Genomic DNA, 17524 nt, shown 5'->3' with positions numbered 1-17524 from the left:
AAATGATGAAGTATCAAACGGCGGTTACCGGCGTTATTGCCGCAGCGGTGGCCGGATTTGCGATTGCCAAAGCACCGGAAATACCTGCCGCACGCATCGACAGCATGGTGAAAGAAGTGTTGCGTCAAGCCGACCAGAACCCGAACCAAACGTCCAAGCCGGATGGCGCCGCCATCCGCAAGGATGTGGTGTATCAGTTGCAGACGTTTGAAGTATTGAAAAACGAAGCCCTGAAGGCGGGATTGGATAAAGACCCTGAAGTGCAAAACCAATTCCAAACCATGGAAGCCCGGTTTTACGCCACACAATACGCGCAATATCTGGAGCGCAACACCACCGTCGACGACAACGATTTGCACAAAATCTACGAGCAGCAAACGCGAATGATCAAGCTGCAGCAAGTGAGCTTCGGCAGCGATCCGGAAGCCCGCGCTGCGCTGGAATTGCTGCGCAAAGGTTTGTCGTTTGACGATTTGATGAAGCGTTATCCGAATCCGGAACAAGCGTTCAACGAATTCATCATGCCGCAGCAATTGCCGCCGGAAATGGCTGAAATTGTCGAGCCGATGAGCCGTGGCGATGTAACGCACCATCCGGTGAAACTGCAGGATAAGTTTTATCTCTTTAAACTCAGCGCAGTCGAGCGCAATCCTGAAGCGCAACCGTTTGAACTGATACGTAACCAACTGGCGCAGCAGGCCAAGCAGCAGAAAGTGCGCCGTCGGATTGATGACTTGCTGAAAACCAACGGTATCAGCCGCTGATGATGCATTAAGTCATTGAAAAGACCGTCTGAAACTCAGTTTTCAGACGGCTTTTCTCTATTGAAGAATCCTGTTCTTGATTTTTTTTACAATGAACGGCTTTTGCATTCATCAACAGATTATCCCATAATACCAGCTTTCAGACGGCCTATTCAAAGGAACATCATGCGCGCAGTGATTCAAAAAGTAACCCGCGCCCAAGTCGATATTATTGAAAATAATAGCCGCGACACCAGCGGTAAAATTGGCAACGGCTTCATGATTTTACTGGGCGTAACCCATGACGACACTGAAGCCGATGCCCGCTATATTGCCGATAAAGTTGTCAATCTGCGTATTTTTGAAGATGAAAACGGCAAGCTGAATTTGTCGCTCAAAGATATCGGCGGATCGATATTGTTGGTCTCACAATTCACTCTATATGCCGATGCCCGCAGCGGTCGCCGCCCTTCTTTCTCGCATGCAGCCCCTGCTGCCCAAGCCAAAGCCTTGTATCAGCTCACGGCCGATTATCTGCGCGAGTATGGCTTAACGGTGGAAACCGGCCGTTTCCAAACACATATGCAGGTGACGCTCTGCAATGACGGGCCGGTGACGCTGCTGCTGGATTCACAAAAACTGTTTTAGCCCATTTACCGATTAACCGATAAAAAAGAGGCCGTCCGAAACGTTCAGACGGCCTAATGTTGTACATACAGCAATGTAGAACAAGGGAATACAAACTGACATGATGTACCAACAATTACACCACGCTGAAAATGTAAGGCAGATTTTACCATTATTAATATAAAATAGGAATACTTTTCAAAATTATCATGAAAAAGGCCGTCTGAAATTTAACTTTCAGACGGCCTAAACTTTATACCTGATACAGCTTAATCATTCGGCAACAAGCCTTCCGCCTTCACCCAAGCGACGATATCGGCTTCTACAGCCTCCGGGGAACCCGGATTATCGATTTTCACACCGTATTCATCGGCTTCGAGCTCTTCCAGAATTTCCAATTGCGAATCCAGCATATCGGCCTTCATGTAATGGCCTTTGCGCGACATCATGCGTTCAAGGTTTATTTCTTGCGGCGGAGTCAGGTGGATAAACGCCACTTTACCTTCTGCACCGCGCAAAATATCGCGGTATTGTTTTTTCAATGCAGAACACGTCACAATCGAATACGCCGCGTCTGCTTGCGCCTGCGTCGTCATCCAGTCACGCAGATTGCCCAGCCAAGGATAGCGGTCTTCATCGGTCAGCGGAATGCCCGCACCCATTTTATCGCGGTTGGCTTGGGTGTGAAATTCATCGCCTTCGGCATACGCACATCCGCCCAAATGCTTTTGCAGCGACAAGGCTGCCGTGGTTTTACCGCAGCCGCATACGCCCATCATTACAAAATGTACGGTCATATCGTTCTCCTTAAACGATGGCAAAGACCAATGCCGATAAAGCAAAACCAATCAAGGCAATCAGGGTTTGGTTGACTGTCCACGTTTTCAGGGTGGTTGGTACATCCATATTCAACAAGCGGCCGACCAGCCAGAAACCGGAATCGTTAAAGTGGCTGCAACCGACAGAACCGGCTGCCGTAGCCAACACCACACAAGCCAATTGCCAATCGCTGAAACCGGCTGCCGTCACCGCAGGTGCCATCAAGGCTGCGGCAGTGGTTAAAGCCACCGTAGCAGAACCTTGTGCGATACGCAACGCCAAAGCCACCAAGAAGCAGCCCAGCAACACCGGAATACCCAAATCGGCCATGCTGTCGGCCAAGGCTTTACCGATGCCCGACGCACGCAATACGCCGCCGAACATACCGCCCGCGCCGGTAATCAGAATCACCGAACACACCGGCCCCAACGCACCGTCGATGGTTTTTTCCAAGGCCGTGGCTTTTTCACCGCGCTTGCGACCCAACACATACAGAGCCACCAATACGGAAATGAGCAGGGCAACCGGTGTCGAACCAATCATGCTCAATGCTTGCGCCCAAGTTTCATCGGCGCTGACGACTTGTTCGCTGATTAAGGTAGCCAAGCCGGTATTCAAGAAAATCAGCAACATCGGAATCAGCATAATGCCGATAATGGTTGAAGCTTTAGCAGGATCTTTCGGCGTATCGTTGTCTTGTGCGCCGCCACTCAAGAAATCCGGCACCGGCACATCAAACTTACGGCCTAAAATCCGCCCCCACAAATAACCGCTGAAATACCAAGTGATCACCGCAATCGGCAAACCGATCAGCAACACATAGCCGATGTTGGCACCGTAAAATTCAGAAGCGGCAATCGGGCCCGGATGCGGCGGCAGGAAAACGTGCATCACCGAAAACGCACCAATCGACGCCATTGCATACGGCAACACGGTCGCTTTCATACGGCGTGCGGTCGCAAATACAATCGGCAGCATCACCATCAAGCCGGCATCGAAAAAAATCGGGAAACCGAAAATCAACGAAGCCACGCCCAAAGCAAACGGTGCGCGTTTCTCGCCGAACATGCGGATCAGGGCATCAGCCAATGATTGCGCACCGCCAGATGTTTCCACCAAGCGGCCGAGCATCGCACCCAAGCCCACCAACAGGGCCACACTGCCGAGCGTGCCGCCGAAATTTTTCACCAACACGTCATTGACAATATTGCCCGTCGGCAAGCCGGTGGCAATCGCCGTCAGCAGACTGACCAATACCAACGTCACCAAAGCATGAATGCGAAATTTCACAATCATGACCAAAATCAGCAAAATCGCTGCCGCTGCAATGCCGAGCAAGCTGCCGGTGCTGAGCGTCTGCGTCCAATTTTCCATTGGGAACCCTTTCAATCAAATTTAAGCAAACATACACAATGCATCAGTTGTTAACGCTACCTTAGCACATATTAGACCTGTAATTTTACTAGATAAAATTCCGTATCAATAAGCATTTATTTTTCAAAATGAAATATTTCAACCAAATATCAATTTTATGATTCATATCAAATGAAAAGGCCGTCTGAAAATACCTTTTCAGACGGCCTGAAGGCTTACCCATACCCTATGACAATCGTTACTCAACCGGCCTACTTTTTAATTGCATTACCGCCAGTTCAGTCTGCCTTCGAGGTGTACGCGTGAAAAATTCCGCATTATTTTGAATATTTGAGCCACTTGGAACGATTGCCAAAATTTTACCCGTTAATTTCCCTTGCCGAGTCTGCCATGCATCAAGAAACTGGGCACGACTCATCGAAATGTGCCCTAATGACGGATCAGCCAGCAAAACCGTATCATCAGAAACACCGCGCAATACCGAAAAATGGTCGTCTTTACGGTATTTCAGATACACAATCACCGGAATTTTCAAAGCCGTCAACTGCTCAAACGTCAAAGCGTAGCCCTTAGCTTCAAAACCAAAGTCCGGCATAATCCGCTGCATATCATCAAAAGAAGCCCGCTCACGCGTTTTGTCCATTTTCTCGAGCACTTCCTCTTCCGTCAGCTTCTGCCCGTAAAAATTGTTCAACAACGTGGCCACCGAAGCCGCGCCGCAGGAAAAATCCAAATCCTGTTTGACGATATTGAAATCGCGCTTTTCTTTCCAGCTCTGTACCTTGATTTTTCCGTAAGCCAAAGGATTCTCATGCGGCATCGGCGCGGCATGGATCATCGGCAGAAGCAGGTATAAACAGAGTAAAAGACAGAGCTTCATCATATTTTCCTTTAAGCAAGGCCGTCTGAAAAATCAAACCAATATTTTCAGACGGCCTTTTCCGAATCTAAGATATCGCAAGGCAGCAGGTAGGTTGGGAACAAACCTAACAAAACCGTAAATGATTAGGATAATGTTGGGTCAAGGTTCAACCTGCCTTTGCTATAGTCAGCATGACAACCTTGATCAATAAATTATTATCGTTTTGTTATTTTTTACTACACCTAATCTTATCTAGAAAATAGATACAAATACTGATAACAAAACTGACCGACATACTGAAAATACCGATACCTTTCCATGCAATCTCATATCCTTTTAATAAGTAGACGATAGTAAAAAAACCAACAGTTATACTGTATAACAATGAAAAACATATGGCATACAGCAAGACAGGCGGAACTTTTATCGTTCGGTTATTTTCAACAATATATTTGGCTAACCCACCACCAAATATCCCTGATAATAAATAAATAAGAAAGTTATCTTCCATAAATTATCTTTTATGCTTACCCAATGCCGCACTTGAAGATTGATTTAATCCAAACGCATTAGCACGAATAATAGTATTGGGCACTGCATTTCCATTCCTCCATGCTTCCTTAGCAAAAGTTTTGGTTGAAATACCTGCACCACGCAGCATAGCGTTAGTATATCCACCACCCACCATCCCCCCTCCTACAGCTGCTAGTGTACTACGGGTAGAAGCAGGTTGTCCGGTACGATAGTAGCTTACTCCGTGATTGCTCCATGCACTAATATTACCCCCAATTAATGCACCCAGCACAAACGGTGCCAAAGCCCCCTCTGTCTCCTTCATCTCCTGCTTCGACAATTCCGCCAACTGCAACGGCTTGTCTGGTTGCACTTCAAACACTTGCGTTTCAAATGCCTGCTTGTCCATGCTTTGCGCCATTGACGGCGCAGCAATCATGGTAAAAATCATCATGGCGGCGGAAATCTGCTTTTTCATTTTACTACTCCTTTAAGTTACAGTAGTTAAAAAATGCCCCGTCAAAACGTATGCTGCACGCCCAGTTTCAGTTCGGCGCTGCTCTGACCTGAGATGTTGAAACGTGCGGATGCGTTTAACGACGTGGCTTTGGAAAAACCGTAGCCTGCACCCAGTTGGGCGTAAGTAAGTGGATGTGTTTCTGGCGGATTCTTTTTGTCCGTTGAGGCGGTCGGGCTGCGTGCCGAACCATTGGATACCGCCGGTAAAGCTGATGCTGTCGTTGGCGGCAAAGGCTACATTAAAGTTAATGAGAAATAGTAGACAGGTTGGGTTACAATCCCGACAAAAACCCTAAATGATTAGAATTATGTTGGGTCTCAACCCAACCTACGCTTACTATTTTTTTATTCGTTGCTCTATTTTTTCGACACACCATAAAAAAATATAACAAATCAGGAATAATACAGCAGAAAACAAAACCAGATCTCTTATTAGAATACTAAAAAATTCAAAGCCAAGATTATTCCCATCTTTTACAACATTAAGTATATCCACAACGAAGTACCCACAAAAGAAAAAAATTGCAGCGGCAAAAGATAATGCAAATTTGCTTACTTTCTTTTGACTATATTTTGCAGACAGATGACCTAAAATGGCTGCCAATAAATCAGACATTGTTGCATTCCTAAAGAGATGACGAATGATGTTCGTCATCTCTTGCAAGTTAGTTATCTGCGCCAAACACGATTAGCACCATTATTGGCAATGGCACTATTAACTCGCCATACATTTGCGCCGGCATTTGTAAGACTTGGAATAAATTTGGCTCCGCCACTAGTAATGGCTCCTGCTGTACCAAATGAACCGCCAATTACCGCTCCACTAGCTACATTTCCTGCAAATTTAGCGTTATCCCATTTGTAATGTCCACGATAGGCACCCCAAGCATAACCTGCACCACCGGCTAATCCACCAATAGCACCGCCAACTACCCAAGGCGCAACCGCCCCTTCGGTCTCTTTCATCTCCTGCTTCGACAATTCCGCCAACTGCAACGGTTTGTCTGCCTGAACGTCAAACACTTTCGCTTCAAATGCCTGCTTGTCCAAGCTTTGCGCCATTACGGGCGAAGCAATCATGGCAAAAATCATCACGGCGGCGGAAATCTGTTTTTTCATCTTATTATTCCTTCACTTAGGTTACAAAAGTTAAAAAATGCCCCGTCAAAACACATGCTGCACGCCCAGTTCTCAGTATCGTAGGTACGGTTAGCCGCCCCAAGCGGTTAACCGTACCTACGGGCTCTTATCAGCAAACAGCACAATACGGTTGCCGTAATAATGTTTACCGTTAATCAAAATCTGGCAAGCCATGCCACACAAGTGCCATGCACTGCCGATCTTTACCGTGATTTCCGTACCGTTTTCCACATAATCCATACGCAGCCCCGCGATTGATTTCAACGAGGCTTCTCCCATCGGTATTTCTCTGTAATGTACCGGCTTACCGTTAATAAGGATTTCTTCGCGCGTAGATTCAAAATCCCAAACGTTTTTTACCATAATATCGATGCCCTGGTGTTCGGTTCGCCAAATTTTTTCTTTTGGTTTCATTTATTCTCCACAAACTTATAGAATCATGTTGGATCTTGGTCCAACCAACACTTACTAATAATTTACTTCATTTCAATAAAATAAAAATCTCGTAAAACGAATTTTAAATCTTTTTTAATATTCAAAACCGAGACATCTTTCTCTCGAATTTGCTTTAAAGCAAGCTTGATAAAATCAGTTTCTCCCTCCCTATGCTTCAAAATTACGTCAGAAAAAATAAATTTTTTCGGATTTGTTTGGCCTATGCATTTTAGAAATTCAATACCTACTTTAGTTATTTCCGATTCCCCTTCTCCATTTCTCTTCGTATAAAAATCGTTCTCACAAAATCTAAAATAAGCATACCAGCCATCTTGTATTGTTATAAGGGAAAAAGCTCCTTCTCGGATTTTGGTTAACCCGGGACAAGGGTTTTGTGTTAATACAAGGTAACCAAAAGACATTTTTATCTCCGTAAAAGTGAGCAAATATATTGAACATATTGCTCACTTTTCAAATGATTGTTGTTTAACTAACGTGGCTTACCATACCAATAGATTCCTTTCCTATATATCTGGTAATATTTACATTTTTACCAGCGGCGCAACCGTACACTCAATTTTTAACATTCTAACGACTTGGAAAATATACATTAAACCCGACAGGATGCTGTACGGTTACGCCGCTTGGGGCGGCTAACCGTACCTACGGGCTCTACCCGTAAATCATAGGATTACATTGGGTCTTGACCCAATCTACGCTTGCTGCACTGGCTACGATAAGTTCATTTTCAATTAAGTAAAAAATCTATCATTGTTTCTATTTTATTTGTCTTCCCAACAGGCTCATCTGTCTCCGGATCAAATTCGAGATAATCTGATAGGAAATCATTAATAAGCACCTGCTTCTCTTCTGTTGTAATCAAGTTATGTAACAGTTTTTGCTGTAAAACAAACAAGGCTAAGTTTTCCAAAGAAGCATATGGCTGCCCGTCAATTTTTTCAGATATTAATTTAATAATTTCACTCTTTATTTGCATATTTATTTCCTATGTTAAGAAAGGGGCATAGCCCCTTTTCTATTCAACGAGGTTTACCCCAAGTAGTAATTACCTTACCTTGGTTATTTAACACAACACCTCCATTAGGTCCTGTAAAACGAGTTCTTCCTCCTGATTGCGTCGTAATTTTCGTAGGATTACGCATAGTGCTTAGAATCGCTCTATTGGAAACACCTACACCACCACGAGAAATAGCTTGGTTTAACCCATGTCTCGTAAATCCAGTCAATGCAAATCGTGCACCTGCCGCAATTGCAGGCGCAAACCAAATTGCCGCCCCTTCGGTCTCTTTCATCTCCTGCTTCGACAATTCCGCCAACTGCAACGGCTTGTCTGCCTGAACGTCAAACACTTTCGCTTCAAATTCCTGCTTGCCTACGCCTTGCGCCATCACAGGGGAAGCAAGCATGACAATAATCATCATGGCGGCTGAAAATTGCTTTTTCATTTTACTACTCCTTTAAGTTACAGCGGTTAAAAAATGCCCGTCAAAACGTATGCTGCACACCCAGCTTCATCTCTGAACTGCTTTGCCCCGAGATATTGAAACGTGCGGTTGCGTTCAGCGACGTGGCTTTGGAAAAACCGTAGCCTGCGCCCAGTTGGGCGTAAGTGGATGTGTTTCTGGCGGATTCTTTTTGTCCGTCGAGGCGGTCAGGCTGCGTGCCGAGCCATTGGATGCCGCCGGTAAAGCTGATGCGGTCGTTGGCGGCAAAGGACAGGTTGGGGTTGATCAGCCAGTAGTTGCCTGCTTTGTATTTGAGGCCGTCTGAAAGGGTTTTGCTTCCGTTGAAGCGGTAGGCGGCGGTCAGCGAGAGGACGACGGGATCGATGGCTTTGTAGGTGGTCGCGCCGATGAGCCATGACTTGCCCGATGATGCTTTGCCGCGTGATTTTTCGTAGGCAGTGCCTTCGATAAAACCGATCAGGGCGGGATTTTTATCGTCTTTCAAAAAGGTGTGGCTGATGCCGAGCGATACGTCGGAAAGCTTGCTGTCGCGGCTTTTGCTGCTTTGGGCGGTTTCGCCGTCAAAGCCACGCTCTTCATGCCAAATATAGCCGGCATTGCCGTAAAGGTCTGTGTTGCCGGTCAAGCCGTAACGCAGGCCAAGAGTGCCGATGAGCAGGTCGCTGTTTCGGCTGTTTTCCTGCAATTCGGTGGGTATGGGGATAAAGGTTGCGCTGCCGGTTTGGATATAGACGGGAGCGGCCAGTTCGGTGTTGCGGCTTTCGCTGTTGACATAGCCAACAGACGCTTCCAGCTTCAGCTTGCCTTTATCGGTAAGGATTTCTTCGATGCTTAATGGTAGGTCGGCATAGGCTGCTAACGGAAATATGCAAAATGGAATAAAATATATATTTTTCATAAATTTAACTAAATTTTCTCCAGCAAGGCAATTTTACCATCAGCTATTTTTCTTTTTTTGCAAGTTATTTTCATTTGTTTCTTTATCAAGGTTTGGAGCCATAAAAAAAGCCGTCTGAAAATTTCAGACGGCCTTGCTTGGATTTTCAAATCGTTTTTCTGCGATTCAATCATCTACCAATTCACGCTTACGGCTCGGTTACCCAACTGTTTTTCCAATTCCTCAAACAATGCGGCACTGGCGGTTACACTCCATTTTGAAGAAATTTTCAGACGGCCTGAAGCTTGGTCGTTGCTGTATGACAGGGAAAGCGGAATATACTGCGTGTCAGGCAGGCGCGCGGCGGCAAGTATGGCGGCGAGCTTGGCGATGTCGTGTCCAGGACTGAGATGCAGGCTGAGGCTGCGGGCGTAGTTTTCACGCGCCATTTGCAGGGTCATGACTTGGTTGGCCATGATGCGTAAGCCTTCGCCGCCGCCATAATCGTCGCGGCTGACTTTCGATTCGATAATCAACACTTGGTCGGCTTTCAAAATACCGGCGCATTGTTCCAAAGTTTGGCCGCTGACCATGATTTCGATTTGGCCGCTCAAGTCTTCCAGCGTCACAAACGCCAGTTTGCCGCGCTTGCCCATCATGGTGCGCACCGATGTGACAAATCCGGCCAAGCGCACGCTGTCTTGCGGTTTCAGACGGCCTAATTTCGCCGGTGCGATTTTGCGCACTTCTTCGGCGTAAGGGCCGAACGGATGGCCGGACAGATAAAAACCGATGACGGTTTTTTCTTCGGCGAGCTTTTCCGATTCGCTCCACATCGGCACATCGACTAATTTTACCGGCTCGATGGCATCGTCCATCATGTCGAACAAACCGCCCTGATTGGCATTGGCTGCTTTTTGGTCGGCATTGCCCATCGCCAAATCGATGTTGGCCAGCAACATGGCGCGGTTAGGGTCGATGCTGTCAAACGCGCCGCCGCGGATTAAGGCTTCGATCGTGCGGCGGTTCATGTGTTCTTTGCCGACGCGCTCACAGAAATCGAGCAGCCCGGTAAATTTACCGCCCGCCTCCCGCGCAGCAATAATCGATTCCACCGCCGCTTCGCCGGTGCCTTTAATTGCACCCAAGGCATAGCGGATTTTACGGTCGGGATACGGCGTGAAGCGGTAATCCGATTCATTGATGTCCGGCGGCAGGAAGGTCAAACCGTTGGCGCGGCTGTCATCATAAAAATGCTTGATCTGATCGGTATTATCCAATTCAGACGACATGGTCGCCGCCATAAATTCGGCCGGATAATGCGCTTTAAGCCAGGCGGTTTGATACGAAATCAGCGCGTAGGCGGCGGCATGCGATTTGTTGAAACCGTAGCCGGCGAATTTTTCCATGTAGTTGAAAATCTGGTCGGATTTTTCGCGCGAAATGCCTTGTTTGGCCGCACCTTCGGCGAAAATCTCGCGGTGTTTGACCATTTCTTCGGGCTTTTTCTTACCCATGGCACGCCGCAATAAATCCGCACCGCCGAGCGAGTAGCCGCCGATAATCTGCGCAGCCTGCATCACCTGCTCTTGATACACCATAATGCCGTAAGTCGGCTCGAGAATCTCGGCCAGCATCGGGTGAATGTATTCAAACGGCTCGCCTTTCATACGCGCGACGAAATCGGGAATGTTATCCATCGGGCCCGGGCGGTAGAGCGACACGAAGGCAATCAATTCTTCAAACTTGGTCGTGTGGGCCGTTTTCAGCATTTTTTTCATGCCGGTCGATTCAAACTGGAACACGGCGGTCGTGTTGGCATCGCGGAAAATCTGATAGGCAGCTTGGTCGTCCAACGGAATGGCGCTGACATCAACAATGTCGCCGCTGGTATTTTTGATGTTATTTTGCGCCATTTCGATAATGGTCAGGTTGCGCAAACCCAAGAAGTCGAACTTCACCAAGCCCACGTCTTCCACGTCGCCTTTGTCATACATCGACACGGGCGATGCCGATTCGTCGGCCTGATACACGGGACTGAAATCGGAAATTTTACCCGGCGCAATCAACACGCCGCCTGCATGCATGCCCAATCCGCGCGTTAAGTCTTCCAACTTTTTCGCCAATTCAATCAATTCTTGTGCTTCTTCCGCAGCAATCAGTTCGCCGATTTGCGGCTCGGCCTCCATCGCCTTATCCAGGCTCAAAGGCTTGTTGGCTTCCAGCGGAATCAGTTTCGACAGGCGGTCGCACAGCATAAACGGCAATTCCAATACCCGCCCCACATCGCGAATCACCGCCTTGGACGACATGGTGCCGAAAGTCACAATCTGGCTTACCGCTTCCGCACCATATTTTGCACGCACGTATTCAATCACGCGGCCGCGGTTGGCTTGGCAGAAATCGACGTCGAAGTCGGGCATCGACACACGCTCAGGATTCAAGAAACGCTCGAACAACAAGGCATATTTCAACGGATCAAGGTCGGTAATCTTCAAGGAATACGCCACCAGAGAACCCGCACCCGAACCGCGACCCGGCCCCACCGGACAGCCGTTGTTTTTCGCCCAGTTGATGAAGTCTTGTACGATCAGGAAGTAGCCGGGGAAGCCCATCTGAATGATGATATTCAACTCAAAATCCAAACGCGCCTGATATTCCGGCATTTTTTCCGCCCGCTCGGCTTCGTCAGGATAAAGCTGAACCATGCGCTCTTGCAGGCCTTCGTTAGACAACACCCGTAAATAGTCGTCCAAGGTCATGCCTTCCGGCGTCGGAAAATCGGGCAGGAAGTTTTTACCCAGCGTGATGTGCAGGTTGCAGCGTTTGGCAATTTCCACCGTATTTTCCAACGCTTCTGGCAAATCAGCAAAACGCGCCGCCATCTCCTGCGGCTCGATGAAATATTGGCTAGGCGAAAATTCACGCGGGCGCTTTTTGTCGCTCAACACCCAGCCGCCCGCCACGCACACGCGCGTTTCGTGGGCATTGAAGTCATCGCGGCTCATGAATTGGGTCGGGTGTGTCGCCACCACCGGCAAATCGAGTTCTTCCGCCAAGGCCACGCTGCCCGATACGGCGGTTTCCCATTCGGGACGTTCCGGCAGACGTTGCAATTCCAGATAAAACGCGTTTGGAAACCATGCCGCATATTTTTGCGCAGCGGCTTTGGCCGCTTCGGGACGGCCGTTTAACAAGTTCACGCCCACTTCGCCGTAATGCGCGCCCGACAAACAAATCAGGCCGCTGTTGTCGCCTTCGGCCAACCAGCTTTGGCGCAATTCGGCATGGTCGACATTGCGGTCTTTGCCGACATAGGAGGCGGTTAAGAGTTCACTCAATCGCAGATAGCCGGCATCGTTGCGGATAATCAACATTGCGCGAAACGGCTTTTCAGGCGCTTCAGGGTTTTCAATCCGGACATCCGCACCGCCAATCGGCTTAATGCCCGCGCCACGGCAGGCTTTGTAGAATTTCACCAAGCCGAATTGGTTCATCAAATCACTCACGCCCAGCGCCGGCAAACCGTATTCCGCCGCTTTGGACACCAGCTTTTTAATCCGCACCATACCGTCGGTAATCGAAAATTCCGTATGCAGGCGCAGGGGGATGTAGGTCGGTTGAGTCATAAAAAAAATCTTGCAGAAAAGTCAAACTAAAGCAGTATTGTAGCAGGGTTTGAAACATCAAAGGCCGTCTGAAAAATATTTTCAGACGGCCTTTTGGCTTGACCGATTATTCGGATTCGGCACAATAAAACGAATACAGCAATTCAATCATTTTACCCACACGCTCATCGGCAATGTAGTAAAGCCTTTCGCGATGGTTGACTTCGCAACTGACCAAACCGGCTTCACGCAGCAAAGCCAACTGGCTCGACATAGCGGCTTGCGGCAAACCGGTGATTTGCGCCAACTCAGTAACGTTGCGGCGCTCTGCGTGCAGGTTGCACAACACGGCCAAGCGGTTGGGATTGGCGAGCAGTTTCAAAAAGCCGGCCGCTTCGGCATAGGGAGCATTTTCAAGATTCATGATGTTGCTTAGATAAAAGGCATTGCCTCATATTTTATCACAATGCCGGCCGCATCAGCTTGATTTTGCCTGTTGGCGCAAACTTTGGTTCCACGGCATCAGCATAAGCAACCGTGCCATGCCGCAAAATCCGGTCAACCCTGCCAACAGCAGACCTGCGCCGACCATACCGCACAATAAATACAGCCACGGCGACACCAGCCAGCCGCCCAACGCACCCGACAACGCCAGCAAGCCTGCACCGATTTGCACTTGGCGCATCAAATCAAGCGGCCGGCTGCGGTTGATAACGGTATCAAACCCGCCCGCTTTCCAGCCCTGTATGCCGTGTTCCAAAATATAGGCGGTTTTGCCCTGCGAGGCTTGTTGCAATGCTGCTGCATTTTGCGCCGTGCGCATACCGGATTGGCAATGAAACACCAGCGTATCGGCGACGGGTAAACTCTCTGCCGCCAGTTTATCCAGCGGCACATTAACTGCGCCGTCGATGTGTTCGCGTGCGTATTCGGCTGTGCCGCGCACATCAATCAATACTGCGCCGCCAGCTAATTTCTGCCGCACTTCTTGGGCAGAAAGGGTTTGAATGTTCATCACTTTACCTTTTTCAGACGGCCAAACAGCCTATTTACGCGGACAAGTATTCACCCCGAGCAAACTATACAACCCGCAAAATGAAAAGACACCGCTAGCCAACACCAACACACCCAGCCAACCCCACCAACCGATATTACCGGTGACCGCAGCGATGATTAAAGCCAAGCCCAAAATAATACGGACGGCACGGTCGATACCGCCGACATTGCGTTTCATATTTTACTCCTTTTATATTAAGTTTTTTAAATGTATTAAAAATATAATATGATGAACGGCACTTGTCAAGGCCGTCTGAAAAATTTTCAGACGGCCTGTGATACAATAAACGCACTCAATTTAGGAACATCAACATGGAAGCCACCGTCTATCTCGAAGACAACGAATACATCGCCCTATGCGACCTGCTCAAGCTGGCCGGACTGACCGAAAGCGGCGGGCAAGCAAAAACCTTCATCGCCGAAGGTGCGGTGTTGCGCAACGGAGAAGTGGAAACCCGCAAAACCGCTAAAATCCGCGGCGGCGAAGTGATTGAGTTTAACGGTGCGGTATTGGACATTGCAGATGGATACGACCCGGAAGACTAAGGCCGAAGCATTATTGGGCGAGCCGCTGCTTGATGAACCCGTGCGCCCCGAAAGTTGGGAATGCTGCGGCAGCGATTGCGGTGATGCATGTATCCAAACCATTTATTGGGATGAAAAAGCACGCTACGATGCGCAGCAGAAAAAGCTGCAAAGCCTAAATTTATCAGAAGGAAAATAGTATCCGCTCTTTTTCAGACGGCCTGACCGATAGGCCGTCTGAACCTTTCTCTTTTCCCCTGCACGACACATCATGATAGACCTTCACTGCCATTCCACCGTTTCAGACGGCCGCTTAACGCCTGCCGAAGTAGTGCGCCTTGCCCATGCCAACGGCTGCACAATGCTGTCGCTCACCGACCACGACCACACCGGCGGTTTGGCCGAAGCGCGGGCCGAAGCGGCTGTGCTCGGCCTCAGTTTTATTAATGGCGTGGAAATATCGGTCACATGGCGCGGCCGCACGATTCACATTGTCGGATTGGATTTTGATGAGCATGATGAAACGCTGCAAAACTTATTGGCCACCGTGCGACAAGGCCGTCTGAAACGTTTGCAGGCGATTGCAGATAAATTGGCAAAAAAAGGCATATTGGGCGCGTTTGACGGCGCTATGACCTTAGTCACCAATCCGGAAATGGCCAGTCGCACCCACATCGCCGAATTTCTCATCAACGAAGGCCATGTGCGCAACAAGCAGCAGGCGTTCGGCAAATATTTGGGCGACGGCAAACCGTGTTCGGTGAAACACGAATGGGCGGATTTGGCCGAATGCGTGGCCGCCATCAACGGCGCAGGCGGCATGGCGGTGATTGCACACCCGATGCGTTATGATTTGTCGGCCACAGCCAGGCGCAATTTGTTTGATGAATTCAAATCACTCGGCGGTGCGGGAATAGAAGTGCACAGCGGTAATTGCAATAAAAACGACCGCTTGAACTATGCGCTTTTGGCCGGCCGCCACGGCTTACTGGCCAGCTCGGGAAGCGATTTTCACCGTCCCGACGATTTTTCCGGCAGCATACTCGGCGCCTGCCCAGAATTACCGGAAAACTGCCGGCCGGTTTGGCAGCATTTTAAAAATCAGACCATCTGAAATAAATTCATACAAAAAGGCCGTCTGAAAGTATTCCCTTTCAGACGGCCTTGATTCATTTTAAAGTGGATTCACTATATTTAAAACACTACTTGCAAAACCAGATAACATACCATCGACAATGCAGCCGCAGCAGGTAAAGTAATCACCCAAGCCAAACCGATCGGCTTCATCAGCACCCAGTTGGCATTACGGTTCACTAAGCCAATGCCCAACACCGCACCAACCAGAATATGCGTGCTCGATACCGGCAAGCCCATCAATGATGCCGCCATCACCACCGAAGCAGCCGACAATTCCGCGGCAAAACCCGAAGCCGGATGCATCTCGGCCAAGCCGGTGCCGACGGTTTTAATCACCTCTTTACCGACAAACCACAAGCCGACAATCAGAGCGATACCGAAAGTCAGCATCGCAATCGGCGGCACAGGATTTTGTGCACTGATGTCGCCGGTGCGCAACACGTCCATAATCGCAGCAAACGGGCCGATGGCGTTGGCGATATCATTGGCACCGTGGCTGAAGGCAAAACCGCAAGCGGTAAACACCTGCATCCAAGAAAACATTTGGAACGTTGATTTACCCAAATCTTTGCGCTTCAGGCTCTTGGCAAACACGAATGTCGCCAGCCAAATCGCCGCGCCAATCATGAAGATGGTCAAGAAGCTGTTGACATTGCTCATGCCCAAATGCAGGTTTTTCAAGCCTTTGAAAATCAGCATAGCCGAAATCATCATACCACCGATGGACGCAATAAACGGCACCCATGAATGCAAGGCTTTGTATGAATCGACGCTGTTTTTGCGGCTATCGATTTCATACAGGCCGCGGTAATAATCCGATTGCAATTCGGCCGGATTAAATTCAGGCTCGTTGTAAATTTCTGCATCGCGGGAAATTTTGGTGGCGTAGTCCACTTTGCCCGCTTCGTCCAAGGTTTCAAAAAACAGACGGTATTGCTCTTTATAGGCTTTCTTTTCCTGCTTGATGGCTTTGAGCGTATCGTCTGCCCAAGCATTGTAGTCCAACACATATTTCTTAATTTGCGAGAACACCGCATACGAGACCAACCCGCCCAATATCGGCGAGAGCACCCAAGAAATGGCGATTTCGCCCAGTTTGCCCCATTTAATCAAAGCACCGGCATCGACATGCGACATAAAGGCCATACACAGCGAACTGCCGACAATACCGCCGATAATCGCGTGCGTGGTCGATACCGGCAAACCTTTATGCGAGGCAAACAGCAACCACAATGCCGCCGCCAGCAATGCCGACATCATGATATAGACAAACTGCATAGGTTCAAGGCTCATCTCACCTAAATCGACAATACCCTTGCGGATGGTGTCGGTAACTTCGCCGCCGGCAATCACCGCGCCGCTGACTTCAAACACCGCCGCAATAATCAAGGCTTGCGGAATGGTCAAGGTGCCGGAACCGACACTGGTACCGAACGAATTGGCAATATCGTTACCGCCGACGTTAAACGCCATAAACACGCCGAATACGGTGGCCAAAAGAAACAGCGCAATATGGTTGTGATGGGTATAATCCAAACCCCAATAAATAAAATAGCCGACCATACCCACAAGCATAGTGGCAAATAAGGCATTAATCAGCTTTAAGTTCGCACCCGGTTGAGCCTGACCCATTGATGGATTCCTTTAAAACAGTTGAAGCGATCCTGTTGAGGATTACAGTATGGTTACAATATTGCAACATAAGTTTGCATTGTAACCGTTTTGCCGAAATTGTTGCAGATTTATTTCCCTTTATCCGCTAAATTTCCATTGAGCCAGCCAAGCCAACTTGGCCAAATCGC

General features: G+C 48.6%; 21 protein-coding genes and 1 pseudogene. 5 read left to right on the top strand and 17 right to left on the bottom strand.

Features of this window, described 5'->3' with window-relative positions:
- Window positions 1-5 precede the first annotated feature (5 nt).
- Both H4O27_RS02080 and dtd read left to right on the top strand, forming a co-directional pair.
- A complete protein-coding gene (locus tag H4O27_RS02080; RefSeq protein WP_193004379.1) occupies window positions 6-764 on the top strand; it encodes a peptidylprolyl isomerase in 759 nt (252 codons plus the stop codon).
- A 165-nt stretch (window positions 765-929) separates the two neighbouring features.
- Complete coding sequence (dtd, locus tag H4O27_RS02075) at window positions 930-1391, top strand: D-aminoacyl-tRNA deacylase (protein ID WP_165006689.1); 462 nt, start codon at window positions 930-932, stop codon at window positions 1389-1391.
- Between the two features lie 248 nt (window positions 1392-1639).
- On the opposite strand, the gene H4O27_RS02070 is transcribed toward dtd, so the two are convergent.
- From H4O27_RS02070 to H4O27_RS01995, 16 genes and pseudogenes are all read right to left on the bottom strand, one after another.
- Window positions 1640-2167: a gluconokinase, GntK/IdnK-type gene (locus tag H4O27_RS02070; RefSeq protein WP_165006692.1), complete on the bottom strand. Its 528-nt coding sequence runs from the start codon at window positions 2165-2167 to the stop codon at window positions 1640-1642.
- 10 nt (window positions 2168-2177) lie between these two features.
- Complete coding sequence (locus H4O27_RS02065; protein WP_165006695.1) at window positions 2178-3563, bottom strand: GntP family permease; 1386 nt, start codon at window positions 3561-3563, stop codon at window positions 2178-2180.
- 238 nt (window positions 3564-3801) lie between these two features.
- Window positions 3802-4446, bottom strand: coding sequence for a C39 family peptidase (locus H4O27_RS02060; protein ID WP_165006698.1), 645 nt, complete (start codon window positions 4444-4446; stop codon window positions 3802-3804).
- Between the two features lie 493 nt (window positions 4447-4939).
- Window positions 4940-5416 (bottom strand): hypothetical protein, encoded by a 477-nt coding sequence (locus tag H4O27_RS02055; RefSeq protein WP_165006701.1) that lies wholly within the window; start codon window positions 5414-5416, stop codon window positions 4940-4942.
- Window positions 5417-5457: 41 nt separating this feature from the next.
- Window positions 5458-5710, bottom strand: a pseudogene (locus H4O27_RS02050) (meta-pathway of phenol degradation family protein); the annotation flags it as partial.
- 84 nt (window positions 5711-5794) lie between these two features.
- Complete coding sequence (locus H4O27_RS02045; RefSeq protein ID WP_165006703.1) at window positions 5795-6073, bottom strand: hypothetical protein; 279 nt, start codon at window positions 6071-6073, stop codon at window positions 5795-5797.
- 53 nt (window positions 6074-6126) lie between these two features.
- The gene (locus H4O27_RS02040) at window positions 6127-6576 is read right to left on the bottom strand and encodes a class IIb bacteriocin, lactobin A/cerein 7B family (protein ID WP_165006706.1); all 450 of its coding nucleotides are present in this window, start codon (window positions 6574-6576) and stop codon (window positions 6127-6129) included.
- Window positions 6577-6693: 117 nt separating this feature from the next.
- On the bottom strand, window positions 6694-7011 hold the full coding sequence (locus H4O27_RS12915) for a hypothetical protein (protein WP_226883417.1): 318 nt from the start codon (window positions 7009-7011) through the stop codon (window positions 6694-6696).
- 62 nt (window positions 7012-7073) lie between these two features.
- Window positions 7074-7454, bottom strand: a complete 381-nt coding sequence (locus H4O27_RS02030) for a hypothetical protein (RefSeq protein WP_165006709.1) — start codon at window positions 7452-7454, stop codon at window positions 7074-7076.
- Window positions 7455-7780: 326 nt separating this feature from the next.
- Window positions 7781-8029, bottom strand: a complete 249-nt coding sequence (locus tag H4O27_RS02025; RefSeq protein ID WP_165006712.1) for a hypothetical protein — start codon at window positions 8027-8029, stop codon at window positions 7781-7783.
- A 43-nt stretch (window positions 8030-8072) separates the two neighbouring features.
- The gene (locus H4O27_RS02020; protein WP_226883416.1) at window positions 8073-8498 is read right to left on the bottom strand and encodes a wall-associated protein precursor; all 426 of its coding nucleotides are present in this window, start codon (window positions 8496-8498) and stop codon (window positions 8073-8075) included.
- A gap of 40 nt (window positions 8499-8538) precedes the next feature.
- Window positions 8539-9417, bottom strand: a complete 879-nt coding sequence (locus tag H4O27_RS02015; protein WP_165006715.1) for a transporter — start codon at window positions 9415-9417, stop codon at window positions 8539-8541.
- Between the two features lie 173 nt (window positions 9418-9590).
- Window positions 9591-13025, bottom strand: coding sequence for a DNA polymerase III subunit alpha (dnaE, locus tag H4O27_RS02010; protein WP_165006718.1), 3435 nt, complete (start codon window positions 13023-13025; stop codon window positions 9591-9593).
- 106 nt (window positions 13026-13131) lie between these two features.
- Window positions 13132-13428 carry an ArsR/SmtB family transcription factor gene (locus H4O27_RS02005; protein WP_193004315.1) on the bottom strand — a complete coding sequence of 99 codons (297 nt, stop codon included), beginning with the start codon at window positions 13426-13428 and terminating at the stop codon, window positions 13132-13134.
- 54 nt (window positions 13429-13482) lie between these two features.
- Window positions 13483-14019, bottom strand: coding sequence for a rhodanese family protein (locus H4O27_RS02000; RefSeq protein WP_165006721.1), 537 nt, complete (start codon window positions 14017-14019; stop codon window positions 13483-13485).
- A gap of 30 nt (window positions 14020-14049) precedes the next feature.
- Window positions 14050-14238, bottom strand: coding sequence for a YgaP family membrane protein (locus H4O27_RS01995; RefSeq protein ID WP_165006724.1), 189 nt, complete (start codon window positions 14236-14238; stop codon window positions 14050-14052).
- A 134-nt stretch (window positions 14239-14372) separates the two neighbouring features.
- Here H4O27_RS01995 and H4O27_RS01990 point away from each other — a divergent pair, with 134 nt between their 5' ends.
- The 3 genes from H4O27_RS01990 to H4O27_RS01980 all read left to right on the top strand — a co-directional run bounded on the left by H4O27_RS01990 (window position 14373) and on the right by H4O27_RS01980 (window position 15699).
- Window positions 14373-14606, top strand: a complete 234-nt coding sequence (locus H4O27_RS01990) for an RNA-binding S4 domain-containing protein (protein ID WP_165006727.1) — start codon at window positions 14373-14375, stop codon at window positions 14604-14606.
- A complete protein-coding gene (locus tag H4O27_RS01985) occupies window positions 14584-14784 on the top strand; it encodes an oxidoreductase-like domain-containing protein (RefSeq protein WP_165006731.1) in 201 nt (66 codons plus the stop codon). Before H4O27_RS01990 ends, H4O27_RS01985 begins: the two co-directional genes overlap by 23 nt.
- A 72-nt stretch (window positions 14785-14856) precedes the next feature.
- The gene (locus tag H4O27_RS01980) at window positions 14857-15699 is read left to right on the top strand and encodes a PHP domain-containing protein (RefSeq protein ID WP_165006733.1); all 843 of its coding nucleotides are present in this window, start codon (window positions 14857-14859) and stop codon (window positions 15697-15699) included.
- 80 nt (window positions 15700-15779) lie between these two features.
- On the opposite strand, the gene H4O27_RS01975 is transcribed toward H4O27_RS01980, so the two are convergent.
- Window positions 15780-17354, bottom strand: a complete 1575-nt coding sequence (locus H4O27_RS01975) for an inorganic phosphate transporter (RefSeq protein ID WP_165006736.1) — start codon at window positions 17352-17354, stop codon at window positions 15780-15782.
- Window positions 17355-17524 lie beyond the last annotated feature (170 nt).

The sequence above is a fragment of the Neisseria yangbaofengii genome (assembly GCF_014898075.1).
GTDB classification, from domain to species: Bacteria; Pseudomonadota; Gammaproteobacteria; order Burkholderiales; family Neisseriaceae; genus Neisseria; species Neisseria yangbaofengii.
This window is presented reverse-complemented; position numbering and strand designations above follow the sequence as displayed.

Bases quoted from the DNA above. Each gene is read 5' to 3' on its own strand.
- H4O27_RS02025 (WP_165006712.1), bottom strand. From the start codon at position 8,029: ATGCAAATAAAGAGTGAAATTATTAAATTAATATCTGAAAAAATTGAC.
- H4O27_RS02065 (WP_165006695.1), bottom strand. From the start codon at position 3,563: ATGGAAAATTGGACGCAGACGCTCAGCACCGGCAGCTTGCTCGGCATT.
- H4O27_RS02000 (WP_165006721.1), bottom strand. From the start codon at position 14,019: ATGAACATTCAAACCCTTTCTGCCCAAGAAGTGCGGCAGAAATTAGCT.
- H4O27_RS01975 (WP_165006736.1), bottom strand. From the start codon at position 17,354: ATGGGTCAGGCTCAACCGGGTGCGAACTTAAAGCTGATTAATGCCTTA.
- H4O27_RS02060 (WP_165006698.1), bottom strand. From the start codon at position 4,446: ATGATGAAGCTCTGTCTTTTACTCTGTTTATACCTGCTTCTGCCGATG.
- H4O27_RS01985 (WP_165006731.1), top strand. From the start codon at position 14,584: ATGGATACGACCCGGAAGACTAAGGCCGAAGCATTATTGGGCGAGCCG.
- H4O27_RS02045 (WP_165006703.1), bottom strand. From the start codon at position 6,073: ATGTCTGATTTATTGGCAGCCATTTTAGGTCATCTGTCTGCAAAATAT.
- H4O27_RS01980 (WP_165006733.1), top strand. From the start codon at position 14,857: ATGATAGACCTTCACTGCCATTCCACCGTTTCAGACGGCCGCTTAACG.
- H4O27_RS02040 (WP_165006706.1), bottom strand. From the start codon at position 6,576: ATGAAAAAACAGATTTCCGCCGCCGTGATGATTTTTGCCATGATTGCT.
- H4O27_RS02055 (WP_165006701.1), bottom strand. From the start codon at position 5,416: ATGAAAAAGCAGATTTCCGCCGCCATGATGATTTTTACCATGATTGCT.
- dtd (WP_165006689.1), top strand. From the start codon at position 930: ATGCGCGCAGTGATTCAAAAAGTAACCCGCGCCCAAGTCGATATTATT.
- H4O27_RS02020 (WP_226883416.1), bottom strand. From the start codon at position 8,498: ATGAAAAAGCAATTTTCAGCCGCCATGATGATTATTGTCATGCTTGCT.
- H4O27_RS12915 (WP_226883417.1), bottom strand. From the start codon at position 7,011: ATGAAACCAAAAGAAAAAATTTGGCGAACCGAACACCAGGGCATCGAT.
- H4O27_RS02030 (WP_165006709.1), bottom strand. From the start codon at position 7,454: ATGTCTTTTGGTTACCTTGTATTAACACAAAACCCTTGTCCCGGGTTA.
- H4O27_RS02070 (WP_165006692.1), bottom strand. From the start codon at position 2,167: ATGACCGTACATTTTGTAATGATGGGCGTATGCGGCTGCGGTAAAACC.
- H4O27_RS01990 (WP_165006727.1), top strand. From the start codon at position 14,373: ATGGAAGCCACCGTCTATCTCGAAGACAACGAATACATCGCCCTATGC.
- H4O27_RS02005 (WP_193004315.1), bottom strand. From the start codon at position 13,428: ATGAATCTTGAAAATGCTCCCTATGCCGAAGCGGCCGGCTTTTTGAAA.
- H4O27_RS01995 (WP_165006724.1), bottom strand. From the start codon at position 14,238: ATGAAACGCAATGTCGGCGGTATCGACCGTGCCGTCCGTATTATTTTG.
- H4O27_RS02080 (WP_193004379.1), top strand. From the start codon at position 6: ATGAAGTATCAAACGGCGGTTACCGGCGTTATTGCCGCAGCGGTGGCC.
- dnaE (WP_165006718.1), bottom strand. From the start codon at position 13,025: ATGACTCAACCGACCTACATCCCCCTGCGCCTGCATACGGAATTTTCG.
- H4O27_RS02015 (WP_165006715.1), bottom strand. From the start codon at position 9,417: ATGAAAAATATATATTTTATTCCATTTTGCATATTTCCGTTAGCAGCC.